The following is a 13,701-nucleotide window of genomic DNA, read 5'->3' as shown; positions in this document are numbered from 1 at the left end:
GCAGAGGGCAGCGATGAGTGTGACGAGCGAAGAACCGGTAACCGGGGTGGACAGCCCGGGCGCACCGCGTATTTCGCGTGCTCGCGCGGCACTCGTCATCGGCGTCGGGCTCGCTGTCGCCGGCGCGGCGCTCGGCGCATTCTGGGCGTGGCTGGCCCCGCCGATACACGGCGTGGTCGCGCTGACCCGTGGCGGCGACCGAGTCAAGGCCTACCTGGGCAACGAGTCCGACAACTTCTTCCTCGGTGAGTTCCTCGTGCTCGGTCTGCTCGGGGTGCTGGCCGTCGTCGCGGCGGTACTGGTGTGGCAGTGGCGATCTCACCGCGGCCCGGTCACGGTGGCCGCGCTGGCCGTCGGGGCGATGGCCGCGGCGGGCGCGGCAGCCGGAGTGGGCGCGGTCCTGGTGCACTGGAGGTACGGCACCATCGACATCGCGGGCGCGCCCGTGTCTCCCGAGCACCGCGTGCACTACGTCATCGAGGCGCCTGCGGTGTTCTTCGGCCATTCACCGCTTCAGATCGCGGCCACCGTGCTGTTTCCCGCCGCCATCGCGGCATTGACGTACGCGCTGATCGCGGTGTCGACCGCGCGCGACGATCTGGGCGCCTGGCCGCCGGTCGACCAGCCGGTGATCGGGCCGCCCGTCACAGAGGCTGGCGCTCTACCGTCCGCCCAGTGACGACCTTGCCGACGATGCGGGCCAGTCGGGCCATCCCCACATAGGTCATCGGGTTCAGCAGCGTCGGCCACTTGGTGCGCACCATGTGCTCGGAGAGCGGCTTGCCGTTGAACCGGTCGGTCAGCCAACGCAGCGTCATCGGCGCCGACATGGGGTGCAGAAGAAGGTGTTCACTGAACATGTCGCGGTGGTAGGTGACATCGGCGCCGCCCGAGGAATAGGTGTCGGCAAGCTCGTCGATGTCCTCCACCGAGATCAGCTGGTCGTGCACCGCCTGCACGATGAGCACCGGCGGGGTCGGCACCGCGGCGCCGAGCTTGATGTCGTCGAAGATGTGCCGTACCTCGGGCATGTCGAGGATCTGTTCCAGCGGCCGGTCGACCATGTCGCCCATGTCCTTCTTGGCCATCCGGATGACCGCCTCAGCGGTGGTCATCTTGTGAAGGCGCTGCAGCAGGCGCTTGCCCTCTTCGGTGACGTGGTCCTGGATGACTTTGTCCAGCTCCGGGTAACTGTGGATCAAGGCGGCGACGACGAGCGCAGGCAGCCCGGACATATAGGTGCCGTTGAGCCGGCGGAAGGTGTGTCCCAGGTCGCCGACGGGTGAGCCGAGAACCGCGCCGACGATGTTGAGCTCCGGTGCGTAGGAGCCGCTCATCTCGGCGGCCCAGGCGCTGGCCAGGCCGCCGCCGGAGTAGCCCCAGAGCCCGATCGGCGCGTCTGCCAACAGGCCGAGCCGTTCTGAACCCAGTGCCGCGCGAAGGCCGTCCAGCACGTGGTAGCCGGGCTCGTAGGGTGCGCCCCACATGCCGCTGCGTCCTTCGTGGTCGGGTACGGATACGGCCCAGCCCTCCGCCACCGCCGCCGCGACCAACAGGTACTCGGCCTGCGCCACGGCGCCGGTCGCGAATGCCCGTCGCCGCAGCGCGTAGGACGGGAAACAGCGCGAGGTCACGGCGTCGATGGCGCATTGGTAGGAGAGGATCGGCGTGACGGTCCCCGGCGCGCGCTCGGCGGGCACGATCACCGTGGTCGCGGTCGCTTGCGGCCGGCCATGCATGTCGGTGGTGCGGTACAGCAGCTGGGTGGCCTTGATCCGCTGGGGGATGAACCCGAGAAAGGCCAGCTCGACGTCGCGGCTGCGGAGCACCGTGCCCGGGTTGGCATGGTGGAAGCCCGCGGGTGGGTCGTAGAACAGGTCGTCGGCGGGGAGCTTCGGTCGCGCGCCGCGCTGCAGTTCTTCGTGCTGCGGCTGCCCGATCCACTCGGCACCACTTACAGGAGCCACGCTGCCCAAGTCCATCCGGGCATTGTTGCTAAGAACGCATTAAGAATCCAGTCGACTCACCCGGGCGGGCGCAGCGCCGCGAATTCGTCGGTGACCCGGTAGGAGGAGTCGGAGAAGCCGTACAGCGCGGCCGGTCGTCCACCGCTGCGCCCGGACCGGGCGGTGGTACCGGTGCGGGTGATGACCTTGCGCCGCTCAAGCACCCGCTGCAGATTCGTGGCGTCCACCGGATGACCGAGCGTGGCACTGTAGATGTCCCGGAGGGTCGACAGGGCAAATTCCGTTGGCGCTAAGGCGAATCCGATGTTCGTATACGACATCTTCGCGACCAGCCGGGTGCGGGCGTGTTCCACCATGGGCGCGTGGTCGAAGGCCATCGGCGGCAGCTCGCTGACCGGGTGCCAGCGCGTATCGGGCGGCAGTTCCGGGGTCGCGGGGGAGGGCACCAGGCCCAGGAACGTCGACGCGATGGTGCGCGCGCCCGGAACCCGGTCCGGATCGGAAAATGCCGCCAGCTGTTCCAGGTGAGCTATTTCACGCAGATCCACCTTCTCCGCGAGCTGGCGGCGGACCGAGTTCGTCATGTCCTCGCGGTCACCGAGCCGGCCGCCCGGCAGGGACCACTTTTGCGCTTCCGGTTCCAGTGCACGCTGCCACAACAACACGTGAAGTGCGGGTTTCCGGGAGTCAACGCCGCGAACCTGGAACACGACGGCGAGCACCTCGTGCGCGGTGTTAGTATGATCCATGTTTTCGATTATAAGTCGAAAACCTCGACGCGGTGAGGAGACGGCGATGACGGTTCTCGATCGGATGCCCTCGGAGGGTCTGGCGAGCCGGATCACCAATGGTCCGGCCGGCTTCGCCGGAGTCGACGGCGACAAGGAATGGGTCGCCGAGGTCCGTCGGCTGGCCGATCTGCGCGGCGCCACGCTGCTCGCGCACAACTACCAACTGCCGGCCATTCAGGACGTTGCCGACCACGTCGGTGACTCGCTGGCGCTGTCGCGGATCGCCGCCGAGGCGCGCGAGGCCACCATCGTGTTCTGCGGCGTGCACTTCATGGCCGAGACCGCCAAGATCCTGTCACCGGAGAAGACGGTGCTCATCCCCGATCAACGGGCCGGGTGTTCACTGGCCGACTCGATCACCGCCGACGAGCTGCGCGCCTGGAAGGCCGAACACCCCGGGGCGGTCGTGGTCTCCTACGTCAACACGACCGCCGCGGTGAAGGCGGAGACCGACTTCTGCTGCACCTCGTCGAACGCGGTCGACGTGGTGGCGTCCATCCCGGAGGACCGCGAGGTGCTGTTCTGCCCCGACCAGTTCCTCGGCGCTCATGTCCGCCGCGTCACCGGCCGCAAGAACATGCACGTCTGGGCGGGCGAATGCCATGTGCATGCGGGCATCAACGGCGACGAGCTGGCAGCTCAGGCGAGGGCGCATCCCGACGCCGAGTTGTATGTACACCCCGAATGCGGTTGTGCCACATCGGCTTTGTATCTGGCCGGCGAAGGCGCATTCCCCGAGGACCGGGTGAAGATCCTGTCCACCGGCGGCATGCTCGATGCCGCGCGGCAGACCAGGGCCCGACAGGTGCTGGTCGCCACCGAGGTGGGCATGCTGCACCAGTTGCGGCGCGCCGCACCGGACGTCGATTTCCGTGCGGTCAACGACCGGGCATCGTGCAAGTACATGAAGATGATCACGCCTGCGGCGTTGCTGCGTTGTCTGACCGAAGGGGCCGACGAGGTCGACGTCGATGCCGAGATGGCCAGGCTGGCCCGCGCCAGCGTGCAGCGGATGATCGAGATCGGCACCCCCGGCGGCGGCGAATGAACCGCGCGTCGGGTTGCGGAGGTAGCGGCTACTGGCAGCAGCGCGTCGACGTCGTCGTCATCGGGACCGGGGCCGCCGGCCTGGTCGCCGCGCTGGCCGCGCACCGTCGCGGTCAAAAGGTCGTGGTGCTGAGCAAGGCGAGTGAGACCGCGACCTTCTATGCGCAGGGCGGCATCGCGGTCGTCCTTCCGGACACCGACGACTCGGTGCAGGCGCATGTCGCGGACACGCTGGCTGCGGGCGCGGGCCTGTGCGATCCGGAGGCGGTCCGCTCGATCGTTGCCGACGGCTACCGCGCCGTGGCCGAATTGGTCGATGACGGTGCACAATTCGACGAAGCGTCACCGGGCCACTGGGCACTGACCCGCGAAGGTGGTCATTCGCGCCGGCGGATCATTCATGCCGGAGGTGACGCCACCGGCGCCGAAGTGCAGCGTGCGCTCGATGCGGCCGCGGCCAGGCTCGATATCCGCCGCAATCATGTGGCGCTGGAACTGGTTCAGGACGAGGGTGTGGTTACCGGTGTGCTCGTGCTCAACGAGGACGGCCTCGGCGTCGTGCACGCCCCTTCCGTCATCCTGGCCACCGGCGGGCTGGGACACCTCTATACCGCCACCACCAACCCGGAGGGCTCCACGGGCGACGGCATCGCGCTGGCGATGTGGGCCGGTGTCGCGGTCAGCGATCTCGAGTTCATCCAGTTTCACCCGACCATGCTTTTCGACGGCCAAGCGGGCGGTCGTCGACCCCTGATCACCGAGGCCATTCGTGGCGAGGGTGCCATTCTGATTGACGGACAAGGTAATCCGGTCACGGCCGGTGTGCATCCGATGGGCGACCTGGCTCCCCGCGATGTGGTGGCGGCCGCCATCGACGCGCGACTCGCGCAGACCGGCGACCCGTGCGTGTACCTCGATGCGCGGGGGATCGACCGGTTCCGGCGGCGGTTCCCCACCGTCACCGCAGCGTGCCGGGCCGTAGGTATCGATCCCACCCGCCAGCCGATTCCCGTCGTACCGGGCGCGCACTACAGCTGCGGCGGGGTCGTGACGGATGTGTACGGGCGTACCGAACTCCCCGGCCTGTTCGCGGCCGGCGAGGTGGCGCGTACCGGCATGCACGGCGCCAACCGCCTGGCGTCCAACAGTCTGCTCGAGGGCCTGGTGGTCGGCGCACGGGCCGGTACCGCCGCCGCTGCCCACGCGGTCGAGGCCGGTCCGGGTCGCGCCGTGATCCCGGACCCCACGGCGCGTCGGGCGCTCCCGCGGCCGCACCTGCAGAAGGCGATGACGCGGCACGCCTCGGTGGTGCGTGACGGCGCTGGGTTGCGACAATTGGCCGCCGAGTTGGAAACCTCGGTGCCCCGCACCGTCGCTTCACGGGCCGACTTCGAGGACATCGCGCTGACCACCGCGGCCGGGGCCGTCGCGGTGGCCGCCCTGGCCCGCACCAAATCGCGTGGCTGTCACCATCGCAGCGACCATCCCGATACGGACCCGGTGCAGGCCCGCAGCCTGGTACCCGCCGTGGTGTGCTGCTGATGGAACTCTCCGCCGACGAGCTGACGGAGGCGCGCAGGGTGATTGCCCGAGCGCTGGAAGAAGACCTTCGCTACGGACCGGACGTCACCACGCTGGCGACGGTGCCCGCCGACGCGACGACGACCGCATCGCTGGTCCCTCGGGAGCCGGGAGTGGTCGCGGGCGTCGACCTCGCGCTGCTCGTGCTCGACGAGATCATCGGTCCCGACGGCTACCGGCTGAAGCATCGGGTTCAGGACGGCGCACGGCTGGATGCCGGCGGGATCGTGCTGACCGTCGAGGCGCCGACGCAGGGACTGCTCACTGCCGAGCGGACCATGCTCAATCTGGTGTGTCATCTGTCGGGTATCGCGACCGCCACCGCCGCGTGGGTGTCGGCAGTGTCCGGTACGAACGCCAAGGTCCGCGACACCCGAAAGACCCTGCCCGGGCTGCGCGCGCTGCAGAAATACGCGGTGCGGGTCGGTGGCGGGGTCAACCATCGAATGGGCCTCGGCGATGCCGCCCTGATCAAGGACAACCACGTCGCCGCCGCGGGGTCGGTGGTAGCGGCGCTGCGCGAAGTGCGAAGTGCTGCACCCGATTTGCCGTGCGAGGTCGAGGTCGACTCGCTGGAGCAGCTGGACGATGTCCTCATCGAGGACGTCGAACTCGTGCTGCTGGACAACTTTCCGGTGTGGCAGACCCAGATCGCGGTGCAACGCCGTGATGCCCGCGCCCCGCACACCAAGCTGGAATCGTCGGGGGGGCTGTCGCTGGATTCCGCCGCGGAATACGCCGGGACCGGCGTCGACTACCTCGCCGTGGGTGCGCTCACCCACTCCGTGCGGGTGCTGGACATCGGCCTCGACCTCTAGCTGACGGTGCGCGTGGCTCGAGGTCACAGTGGGAAGATTGACGCTTCGTCCAAAGGGGGGTCGAGCCCCCCACCCGGCCGGTGAAGGGCTCGACCCGGTCCTGACGGCCCAGGCGGCATTGCCAGGCCCAGCAACCGTCATCGCCCGAGCGCCTGCCGGAGTGGTCGCGATGATGAGCGAACAAATTGCGACAGGGCCAGCAATATCTTGACATGTTTGAGCGAACTCACCCAGCAACTTCGAGAAATTTGCCGGCTTGCGGTCGTCACCATGTTGCGCCGCTTCTGACCGGGGAACCGCTACTATCGGCGCCATGCCGGACCCATCGCCCAGCGAATCCTCCCTGCGCCCTCGGCCCCGCGGCGCGTCACGCCGCGCCGGGCCACTGCCCGTCGTCGCCATCATCATCGCCGTCGTTGCCCTCGCACTGGCGGGCTGGAGCCTCTTCCTGTCGCTCCACGACCGTGCTTCGCAGGTCCACTACACCGATGCCCAGCAAGCGGATGCGAAGGTCAAGGCATGTAGTGCCATAGATCTCGTGCGTCGTGGCATCTCGCTGAACACGAATTTGCAGCCGGCGGGCGGCCCGGCCGACGTCACCGGTTCGCAGGCCGTCGCGGCCAACGCGCGGGTCGCGCTGTACGACGGCGGGCAGTACCTGCTGGCTCGGCTGGACACGGCGACGCCCACCGATCTGGCCGACGCGATCCGCAAGTTCGCCGACACCGCGATGGACATCGGTGCGGCCGCCACGGCAGGCGCACAGAACTCCGATCCTGCTCAGGCGGCACGGCTGCAGGATGCCGACTCGGCGAACGCCACAATCACGGAACTCTGCAAATAAAGACGAATCGGCTCAGCAATCCCGGATACCACCGCCTCGACACGTGGGTCGACGGGTGGTTCTGCATCACAGCAAACCGAACAAGATGCCGGTGTCGACGGAGAAGTAGACCTATGCGCCGTGCGCTCCGCCTGCCGGACTGAGCAAGGTGCGCGATGCCGCCTTGGCGGCGGTCAGCGCGGCCGCGTCGCCGGCGATCCTCGACAGGATGAGCGCGCCTTCGATCAGCGCGATCACCGCGAGCGCGGTCTGCTCCGCCTCGTCGGCGGACCATCCGTCGGCCCGAAGCCGATCGGCCACCGCCAGACACCAGCCTCCGAAGGCCCGCGCGGACGCCTCGCGGACGAAGGGACTGGCGTTCACCGACTCGGTGGCGATCGGTTCGATGGGGCAGCCGTCGCGTCGGTCGGTGGCCAGCCCCGAGGCGAGGAGCTCGATCCAGGCGTCGACGATGTCGGCCGCCGGCAGCCCGCTGTCGAGAAAGCCTCGTAACCGCCGCTCGATCGCGCCACCGACGTTGTCCACGACTGCGGCGGCGAGCTCTTGCTTTCCGCCGGGGAAGTGGTGGTAGAGCGAACCCGCTTTAACGTTCGCGCCGTCGAGGATCTGGTTGACGCCCGTTGCCGCGTATCCCTGCCTGCGGAACAGCAGGGCCGCGGTGTCGACGAGAGCGGCGCGGCTTCGGTCGGGCCGGGGCATGCCTTGACTTTACTTGAAAGGTCGCTCAACAATACTTGAAAGATCGCTAAAGAAGGTTGGGGTATGCAGCAGCTGATGTTCGAGTCGCCGGGGGTCTACGCCTGGCGCGAGGCGCCGGAACCGCAAGTCACGGCGCCGCAGCAGGCGATCGTGCGTCCACTGGCCGTGGCGTGCTGCGACCTGGATGTCGCGGTCGCCGAAGGTCGGCTGCCGATGCCTCCCGGGCATGCGGTGGGACATGAGGGTGTCGGGGAGGTCGTGGCCGTCGGGGATGCCGTTCGCGATATCGCCGTCGGCGATCGGGTGATCGTTCCGTTCCAGATCAACTGTGGACACTGCCGGGCCTGCCGGCGCGGTTCCACGGGCTCGTGTGAGTCGCTGTCGTTGATGGCGATGTACGGGATGGCGCCACTCGCCGGGCTGGACGGTGGCGGCTTCATGGCCGACCTGGTGCTGGTGCCGTTCGCCGACGCGATGCTGCTACCGATCCCGGCCGGCCTCGATCCGGTCGCGATCGCCTCGATGTCGGACAACATTCCGGACGGTTGGCGCGCCGTGGGCCCGTACCGGGCGCAGCTCGCCGCGCTCGACTCCGACGATCGCCGGGTTCTCGTCGTCGGCCGGCTGTCGATCGGTCTATACGCGGCGGCGTTCGGGTCGGCCTATGGGGCCCACGTCGACTACGTCGACACCGATCCACACCGGCTGCAAGCGGCCGCAAAGCTCGGCGCCACAGTGCATGACAGGCAGAAGCCCGACAAGTCCTGGGACCCGTACCCGATCACCGTGCACACCTCGGCCGAATCCGCGACTCTCTCGGCGACACTGCGCGCGACCTGGCCCGACGGAGTGTGCACAGACACCGGGATCTACTACTCGGGCGCCGTCGAGATGCCGCTGCTGTCGATGTACACACGCGGACTGCGGTTCGTCACGGGCCGGGTCAATGCGCGGGCGGTTATCCCCGAGATCCTCGAACTGACTGCCACCCGGTGCGATCTGGCGCCGGCGGTTCAGCGCGTCGTCGACTGGCAGGACGCCCCACAGGCCTGGCCCACCATGACGGGCAAGACCGTGTACACCCGCGGCTGACCCGTCAGATGGTGGCCGGCCCGCGCCGCACCAGCGACAGCACCACCGCCGCGGCGGCGAACAGACCGGAGAACACCCGGTTGAGCACGGTTTGTCTGCGCGGCGTGTGCAGCCACCGCAGCAGGCGCACCGACAGCCCCGTGTAGAGGCCCATCACGACGAGGTCGACGCCGATCATCGTCGTGCCAATGGCGAGGTACTGCGGCAGCAGCTGTTGGGTCGGCACGACGAACTGCGGCAGCACCGCGATGAAGAACACCAGCCCCTTGGGGTTGGTGGCGTTGACCAGAAAACCGCGCACGAGCAGCGACAGCCGACCGCCGTCGACGGCCTTACCGATCTGGTCACGCAGATCCACGGTCGCCGTGCGCCATTGCCGGACCGCCAGGTAAACGAGGTAGGCCACCCCGATCCACTTGATGATGTTGAACGCCAGAATCGAGTTCGCGACGGCGGCACCCAGCCCGATGGCCACCAGCGCGAGTTGCAGCATCAGGCCGACCTCGAGACCCAGGATGCTCCAGTAGCCCCGCCGTACTCCGTGGGTCAGGCCGGTCGCCATCGACTGGATGGCACCCGCCCCCGGCGACACACTGATCGCGATCGCGGCGCCGAAGAACGTCAACCAGACTTGCCAGGCCATAGGAGCAGTGTGTCAGCGCGGTCAAGCGATATCGGCGACGAAGATCGCCATTCGGCCCGCCTGCACCCGGGCCATGAACGGCAGTTCCGGTCCGCCGGTGCCCGCGGGCAGGATGCGCGGGTTGACCAGGTGCACGTCTCGCCGGGGGAAGTGCACATCGGCCTCGCCCGCGGCCATGACGTTTTCACCCAATCCGTTTTCCCATGGCCGAGCGCGATGGCCAGCATGTTGCCCCTGCGGAAGGTGCTCACGACGGTTTCGTACGGTTTGCCTGACGTGCGGCCGCGGTGTCTGATCGTTGCCAGGCCGGGCAGGAAACGGGCGAGCGGCTTGATCATCGGGTTGACGTATTTCACCTGCACGCTCTCGAACCAGGGCGGAAACATCATGGGCACACCGGGCGCATTGTTGGGGTGATTCGTGCGCTTCATCATGCCTCCATAACCGATTTGGCCTGCTCTGGGACAATGGTCAGCGTGAATGTATCCCCGCCCGCCGCGATGGCGCGCATCGACCTGCGCGGCGTGACGCGCTCGGTTGCCCAGTTACGGGCGGCGCTGCCGCGCGGCGGGGTGGATGTGGATTCGGTGGTGCCGAAGGTACGCCCGATCGTCGACGCGGTGGCCGAACGTGGTGCCGAGGCCGCGCTGGAGTACGGGGAATCGTTCGACGGGGTCAGGCCCGACACGGTGCGAGTGCCCGCCGAGTGTCTCGAGGCCGCGCTGGCCGCGTTGAGCGCCGACATCCGGACCGCCCTCGAGGTGGCCGTCGGGCGGGCGCGCGCGGTGCACGCCGATCAACGACGCACCGATACCACCACCACACTCGCGCCCGGTGCGACCGTCACCGAACGTTGGGTGCCGGTGGAACGGGTCGGTCTCTACGTTCCCGGTGGCAATGCGGTCTACCCGTCGAGTGTGGTGATGAACGTGGTGCCCGCGCAGACCGCGGGGGTGGACTCGTTGGTCATCGTCAGCCCGCCGCAGGCCGATCACGACGGTTTGCCGCACCCGACCATCCTGGCGGCGGCGGCGCTGCTCGGTGTGACCGAGGTATGGGCCGTCGGCGGTGCGCAGGCCGTGGCGCTGTTGGCCTACGGCGGCACCGACACCGACGGCGGTGAACTCGCGCCGGTCGACATGATCACCGGCCCAGGCAACATTTTCGTCACCGCGGCCAAGCGGATCTGCCGTTCGCAGGTCGGGATCGACGCCGAGGCGGGTCCGACGGAGATCGCGATCCTCGCCGACCACACCGCGGATCCGGTGCACGTCGCCGCCGACCTGATCAGCCAGGCCGAGCACGACGAGATGGCGGCCAGCGTGCTGGTCACAGACAGCGTCGCGCTGGCCGACGCGACCGACCGCGAGCTCGGCGTCCAACTGGAGACGACCGTGCACCGGGACAGGGTGACCGCGGCGCTGACGGGGCGACAATCCGCGATCGTGCTGGTCGACGACATCGAGGCCGGGATCCGCACCGTCAACGCCTACGCTGCCGAGCACCTCGAGATCCAGACGGTCGATGCGCCGGACGTCGCCGCCCGCATCCGCTCGGCCGGCGCGATTTTCGTCGGACCGTATTCGCCGGTGAGTCTCGGCGACTACTGCGCCGGCTCCAACCACGTGCTGCCCACCGCCGGCTGCGCCCGGCACTCGAGCGGGCTGTCGGTGCAGACGTTCCTCAAAGGAATCCACGTCGTCGAATACGACGAGGCCGCCCTGAAAGACGTCTCCGGTTACGTGATCACGCTGTCGCAGGCCGAGAATCTGCCTGCCCACGGCGAAGCCGTGCGCCGGAGATTCGAGAAGTGATGAGCCGCGTGCGCGACGAACAGAATGCACAGACACCGGGCCGGCAGGTGACCCTGGATGATCTGCCGCTGCGTGCGGACCTGCGCGGCAAGTCCCCTTACGGGGCACCGCAATTGGATGTGCCGGTGCGTCTCAACACCAACGAGAACCCGCATCCGCCGACTCAGGCGCTCATTGACGACGTGACGGATTCGGTCCGGGCCGTCGCCGGCGAACTGCACCGCTATCCCGACCGTGACGCGGTCGCGCTGCGCGCCGATCTGGCTGCCTACCTCAGCGCGAAGACCGGAACCACGTTGGGTGTCGAAAATCTCTGGGCGGCAAATGGATCCAACGAGATCCTGCAGCAGCTGCTGCAGGCGTTCGGGGGCCCCAGCCGCAGCGCCATCGGCTTCGTGCCGTCGTACTCGATGCACCCGATAATTTCCGACGGCACCCAGACCGCGTGGCTGGTGGCCAACCGGGCTGGTGACTTCAGCCTCGACGCCGAGGTGGCGGTGCAGGCGATCAAGGAACACACTCCCGACATCGTTTTCGTGGCGAGCCCCAACAACCCGTCGGGTCAAAGCGTTCCACTCGAGGAACTGCGCCGGCTCCTGGAGGCGCTGTCGTCCCTCAGCGCCGGGATCCTCATCGTCGACGAGGCTTACGGCGAGTTCTCGTCGCAGCCGAGCGCGGTGCAGCTGATCGACGACTACCCGACCAAGCTCGTCGTCACCCGCACCATGAGCAAGGCGTTCGCCTTCGCGGGCGGCCGGCTCGGATATCTGGTCGCCGCGCCCGCCGTGATCGACGCGATGCTGCTGGTGCGACTGCCCTATCACCTGTCCGTCGTGACCCAGGCCGCCGCGCGCGCCGCACTGCGGCATGCCGACGACACGCTCGGCAGCGTCGCGAAGCTCATCGCCGAGCGTCAACGAGTGACCGAAGCGTTGACCTCCATGGGTTTCCGTGTCATCGCCAGCGACGCGAACTTCGTGTTGTTCGGCGAGTTCACCGATGCACCGACCACCTGGAAACGCTATCTGGACGCCGGCATCCTGATCCGCGATGTCGGCATTCCCGGGTACCTGCGCGCCACCACCGGCTTGGCCGAGGAGAACGACGCGCTGCTGACGGCCAGCGCAGCGCTGGCCACCTCGCAACTCGTACCAGTAGGAGAACAGTGACCCGTTGCGCGAAGGTCGAGCGTAAGACCAGGGAATCCGACATCGTCGTCGAACTCGACCTCGACGGCACGGGCGTTGTCAGCGTCGAGACGGGCGTCCCCTTCTTCGATCACATGCTGACCTCCCTGGGCAGCCATGCGAGCTTCGACCTCACGGTGTGCGCCAAGGGCGACATCGAGATCGAGGGCCACCACACCATCGAGGACACCGCGATCGTGCTGGGCCAGGCGTTGGGCCAGGCGCTCGGGGACAAGAAGGGCATCCGCCGCTTCGGCGACGCATTCATCCCGATGGACGAGACGCTCGCCCATGCGGCGGTCGACGTGTCCGGCCGCCCCTACTTCGTGCACACCGGCGAACCGGACTACCTGGTCGAGTTCACCATCGCCGGTTCGACTGGTCCGCATCACACGCCGTATCACACGGTCGTCAACCGCCATGTGTTCGAGTCGCTGGCGTTCAACGCCCGCATTGCGCTGCACGTGCGGACCATCTACGGCCGCGATCCGCACCACATCACCGAGGCGCAGTACAAGGCCGTCGCACGCGCATTGCGTCAAGCCGTCGAGTACGACCCGAGGGTCACCGGCGTGCCGTCCACCAAAGGCACGCTGTGACCAGGAAAGTGGTGGTTCTCGACTACGGCTCGGGCAATCTGCGCTCGGCACAACGTGCGCTGGAGCGCGTCGGCGCAGAAGTCGAGGTCACCTCGGATGCGCGCGCTGCGATGAACGCGGACGGCCTGGTGGTTCCCGGGGTCGGCGCGTTCGAGGCGTGCATGACGGGCCTGCGCAAGATCGACGGTGAGAAGATCATCGCCGATCGCCTGGCCGCGGATCGCCCGGTGCTCGGGGTTTGCGTCGGCATGCAGATCCTGTTCGCGCGCGGCGTGGAGTTCGGGCTCGAGACGACGGGCTGCGGCCGATGGCCGGGTGCGGTCATCCGGTTGGACGCCCCGGTGATCCCGCACATGGGCTGGAACGTCGTCGACGCCGCGGAGGGAAGCCGGTTGTTCGCCGGCCTCGACGCGACCACCCGGTTCTACTTCGTGCACTCGTATGCCGCGCAGCAGTGGGAGGGCAGTGCCGAGGCGAAGCTCACCTGGGCCACCCATCACGTGCCGTTCCTCGCGGCGGTCGAAGACGGACCGCTGGCCGCCACCCAGTTCCACCCGGAGAAGAGCGGCGACGCCGGTGCCGCGTTGTTGAAAAACTGGGTCGGCACGCTAGGTTGACC

At 68.1% G+C, this 13,701-nt stretch carries 14 protein-coding genes and 1 pseudogene; 10 read left to right on the top strand and 5 right to left on the bottom strand.

The features are described from left to right. The first annotated feature begins 13 nt into the window (after positions 1 to 13). Entirely contained in the window at positions 14 to 679 is a 666-nt protein-coding gene (locus ACVWWN_RS25745; protein ID WP_457146372.1) for a DUF2567 domain-containing protein, read from the top strand. Here the strand turns inward: ACVWWN_RS25745 and ACVWWN_RS25740 are convergent. Together ACVWWN_RS25740 and ACVWWN_RS25735 are read right to left on the bottom strand one after the other, a co-directional pair. Continuing rightward, a complete protein-coding gene (locus ACVWWN_RS25740) occupies positions 645 to 1,982 on the bottom strand; it encodes a lipase family protein (RefSeq protein ID WP_457146371.1) in 1,338 nt (445 codons plus the stop codon). The two genes, ACVWWN_RS25745 and ACVWWN_RS25740, sit on opposite strands and share 35 nt — an antisense overlap. 41 nt (positions 1,983 to 2,023) lie before the next feature. Continuing rightward, complete coding sequence (locus ACVWWN_RS25735) at positions 2,024 to 2,716, bottom strand: NUDIX hydrolase (protein ID WP_457146370.1); 693 nt, start codon at positions 2,714 to 2,716, stop codon at positions 2,024 to 2,026. Between the two features lie 46 nt (positions 2,717 to 2,762). Here ACVWWN_RS25735 and nadA point away from each other — a divergent pair, with 46 nt between their 5' ends. From nadA to ACVWWN_RS25715, 4 genes are all read left to right on the top strand, one after another. Next, positions 2,763 to 3,806 (top strand): quinolinate synthase NadA, encoded by a 1,044-nt coding sequence (gene nadA, locus ACVWWN_RS25730; RefSeq protein ID WP_457146369.1) that lies wholly within the window; start codon positions 2,763 to 2,765, stop codon positions 3,804 to 3,806. Then, positions 3,803 to 5,347, top strand: a complete 1,545-nt coding sequence (locus ACVWWN_RS25725; RefSeq protein WP_457146368.1) for an L-aspartate oxidase — start codon at positions 3,803 to 3,805, stop codon at positions 5,345 to 5,347. The genes nadA and ACVWWN_RS25725 overlap by 4 nt, the downstream gene beginning before the upstream one ends. Beyond that, positions 5,347 to 6,204, top strand: a complete 858-nt coding sequence (nadC, locus tag ACVWWN_RS25720) for a carboxylating nicotinate-nucleotide diphosphorylase (RefSeq protein WP_457146367.1) — start codon at positions 5,347 to 5,349, stop codon at positions 6,202 to 6,204. Before ACVWWN_RS25725 ends, nadC begins: the two co-directional genes overlap by 1 nt. 313 nt (positions 6,205 to 6,517) lie before the next feature. Further along, positions 6,518 to 7,048 (top strand): hypothetical protein, encoded by a 531-nt coding sequence (locus tag ACVWWN_RS25715; RefSeq protein WP_457146366.1) that lies wholly within the window; start codon positions 6,518 to 6,520, stop codon positions 7,046 to 7,048. Between the two features lie 111 nt (positions 7,049 to 7,159). On the opposite strand, the gene ACVWWN_RS25710 is transcribed toward ACVWWN_RS25715, so the two are convergent. Continuing rightward, positions 7,160 to 7,747, bottom strand: a complete 588-nt coding sequence (locus tag ACVWWN_RS25710) for a TetR/AcrR family transcriptional regulator (RefSeq protein WP_457146365.1) — start codon at positions 7,745 to 7,747, stop codon at positions 7,160 to 7,162. A gap of 63 nt (positions 7,748 to 7,810) precedes the next feature. Here ACVWWN_RS25710 and ACVWWN_RS25705 point away from each other — a divergent pair, with 63 nt between their 5' ends. Continuing rightward, on the top strand, positions 7,811 to 8,839 hold the full coding sequence (locus tag ACVWWN_RS25705; RefSeq protein ID WP_457146364.1) for an alcohol dehydrogenase catalytic domain-containing protein: 1,029 nt from the start codon (positions 7,811 to 7,813) through the stop codon (positions 8,837 to 8,839). Positions 8,840 to 8,843: 4 nt separating this feature from the next. Here ACVWWN_RS25705 and ACVWWN_RS25700 read toward each other — a convergent pair whose 3' ends face one another. Further along, positions 8,844 to 9,482: a LysE family transporter gene (locus ACVWWN_RS25700; RefSeq protein ID WP_457146363.1), complete on the bottom strand. Its 639-nt coding sequence runs from the start codon at positions 9,480 to 9,482 to the stop codon at positions 8,844 to 8,846. A 21-nt stretch (positions 9,483 to 9,503) separates the two neighbouring features. Continuing rightward, a pseudogene (locus ACVWWN_RS25695) lies at positions 9,504 to 9,913 on the bottom strand (nitroreductase family deazaflavin-dependent oxidoreductase). Positions 9,914 to 9,982: 69 nt separating this feature from the next. Between ACVWWN_RS25695 and hisD the strand changes: the two are divergent. From hisD to hisH, 4 genes are read left to right on the top strand one after another with little or no spacing between them, the layout of a single operon-like run. Further along, entirely contained in the window at positions 9,983 to 11,296 is a 1,314-nt protein-coding gene (gene hisD, locus ACVWWN_RS25690) for a histidinol dehydrogenase (protein ID WP_457149279.1), read from the top strand. Then, positions 11,296 to 12,465 carry a histidinol-phosphate transaminase gene (locus ACVWWN_RS25685; protein ID WP_457146362.1) on the top strand — a complete coding sequence of 390 codons (1,170 nt, stop codon included), beginning with the start codon at positions 11,296 to 11,298 and terminating at the stop codon, positions 12,463 to 12,465. The genes hisD and ACVWWN_RS25685 overlap by 1 nt, the downstream gene beginning before the upstream one ends. Beyond that, positions 12,462 to 13,082, top strand: a complete 621-nt coding sequence (hisB, locus tag ACVWWN_RS25680) for an imidazoleglycerol-phosphate dehydratase HisB (RefSeq protein WP_457146361.1) — start codon at positions 12,462 to 12,464, stop codon at positions 13,080 to 13,082. The genes ACVWWN_RS25685 and hisB overlap by 4 nt, the downstream gene beginning before the upstream one ends. Then, complete coding sequence (hisH, locus tag ACVWWN_RS25675; protein WP_457146360.1) at positions 13,079 to 13,699, top strand: imidazole glycerol phosphate synthase subunit HisH; 621 nt, start codon at positions 13,079 to 13,081, stop codon at positions 13,697 to 13,699. Before hisB ends, hisH begins: the two co-directional genes overlap by 4 nt. The last annotated feature ends 2 nt before the right edge of the window (positions 13,700 to 13,701 follow it).

It is taken from the genome of Mycobacterium sp. URHB0021 (genome assembly GCF_054057895.1).
The sequence above is the reverse complement of the archived record's forward strand: the minus strand, read 5'-3'. Positions and strand labels throughout refer to the sequence as shown.

Coding starts and splice junctions, on each gene's coding strand:
- ACVWWN_RS25705 (WP_457146364.1), top strand. CDS start 7,811: ATGCAGCAGCTGATGTTCGAGTCGCCGGGGGTCTACGCCTGGCGCGAG.
- ACVWWN_RS25710 (WP_457146365.1), bottom strand. CDS start 7,747: ATGCCCCGGCCCGACCGAAGCCGCGCCGCTCTCGTCGACACCGCGGCC.
- ACVWWN_RS25725 (WP_457146368.1), top strand. CDS start 3,803: ATGAACCGCGCGTCGGGTTGCGGAGGTAGCGGCTACTGGCAGCAGCGC.
- ACVWWN_RS25700 (WP_457146363.1), bottom strand. CDS start 9,482: ATGGCCTGGCAAGTCTGGTTGACGTTCTTCGGCGCCGCGATCGCGATC.
- ACVWWN_RS25715 (WP_457146366.1), top strand. CDS start 6,518: ATGCCGGACCCATCGCCCAGCGAATCCTCCCTGCGCCCTCGGCCCCGC.
- ACVWWN_RS25740 (WP_457146371.1), bottom strand. CDS start 1,982: ATGGACTTGGGCAGCGTGGCTCCTGTAAGTGGTGCCGAGTGGATCGGG.
- ACVWWN_RS25685 (WP_457146362.1), top strand. CDS start 11,296: ATGAGCCGCGTGCGCGACGAACAGAATGCACAGACACCGGGCCGGCAG.
- nadC (WP_457146367.1), top strand. CDS start 5,347: ATGGAACTCTCCGCCGACGAGCTGACGGAGGCGCGCAGGGTGATTGCC.
- ACVWWN_RS25735 (WP_457146370.1), bottom strand. CDS start 2,716: ATGGATCATACTAACACCGCGCACGAGGTGCTCGCCGTCGTGTTCCAG.
- ACVWWN_RS25745 (WP_457146372.1), top strand. CDS start 14: ATGAGTGTGACGAGCGAAGAACCGGTAACCGGGGTGGACAGCCCGGGC.
- hisD (WP_457149279.1), top strand. CDS start 9,983: ATGGCGCGCATCGACCTGCGCGGCGTGACGCGCTCGGTTGCCCAGTTA.
- nadA (WP_457146369.1), top strand. CDS start 2,763: ATGACGGTTCTCGATCGGATGCCCTCGGAGGGTCTGGCGAGCCGGATC.